At 49.9% G+C, this 819-nt stretch carries 1 protein-coding gene; it reads left to right on the plus strand.

Annotated features, from left to right (window positions below; translation table 11 throughout):
* Positions 1–84: 84 nt before the first annotated feature.
* Positions 85–819: hypothetical protein (locus R7Z49_RS24230; protein WP_318112260.1), on the plus strand; the 735-nt coding region annotated here is incomplete at its 3' end.

Consider the following 819-nt stretch of genomic DNA (forward strand, 5'->3'; position numbering starts at 1 on the left):
GAATCTAGACCCACTCAACGACTTTAGATACCCAGTTTTATTTGCCGGTGAGTTAGCAAGTTGGGGGGGAAGCCAGGAGGCGCTATGATGTTTTCAACACTTCAATTTTTCATCACAACTTTTCTTGCCGTTGTGTGTGCCCGAGCGATGAGTTTGAGTGAGGGCGAAATCCCAGTACTCGCGCTCATGATCCCGGCATTATGGCTGTTGCCTCAAGGTGGCCTTGCTGGCTTAGTGTTGCTCGGCGCTATGATGGTGTTTGGCGCGACGCTTTCGATGCAGCCCATTGCGTTGTCTGTAGGCGTGCTGATTCTATTCCCGTTACTTATGGTGGTGTTCTCACATCGCAGCTCTCTTGGCGTTCTCCTTACCACCGGTTTGATTGTGATTACCTTACAAGTAGGGCTGATGGTCACGCAACAAGGCGGTAAGCTTGATGGTTCAGCTTGGGTGACCGTGGTTCAAACGTTGTCTGTTGTGGTCATGTGGTGGGCAGCAACGCATTGGAAACGCTCAGAAAAACACAGCTGGTGGCCTTTGCTTTTACTATTGCCTCTATGGATTGCCGATCTTCATTACGCGGTGCTGGTGGCGTTGAGCATTACTGGGATGTTGGCTTCGATGGAAACACTCGCCAAATTAAAAGACTCGATTCGCTGGAGTAAGTTGCTTTGTTGGACACTACCAACCGTCGGTTTTGCAGCGTTGGTGGTGAGCCCTAATACGGATGTACCAAATCCTGTATTTGTGGTCTGGATCTGTTTGTTGGGAACTGCTTGGATGACGGACTACATCTTACGTAGTAGTGACGAGCAGGCG

It is taken from the genome of Vibrio sp. 1562 (assembly GCF_033340155.1).
Classification (GTDB): domain Bacteria; phylum Pseudomonadota; class Gammaproteobacteria; order Enterobacterales; family Vibrionaceae; genus Vibrio; species Vibrio alginolyticus.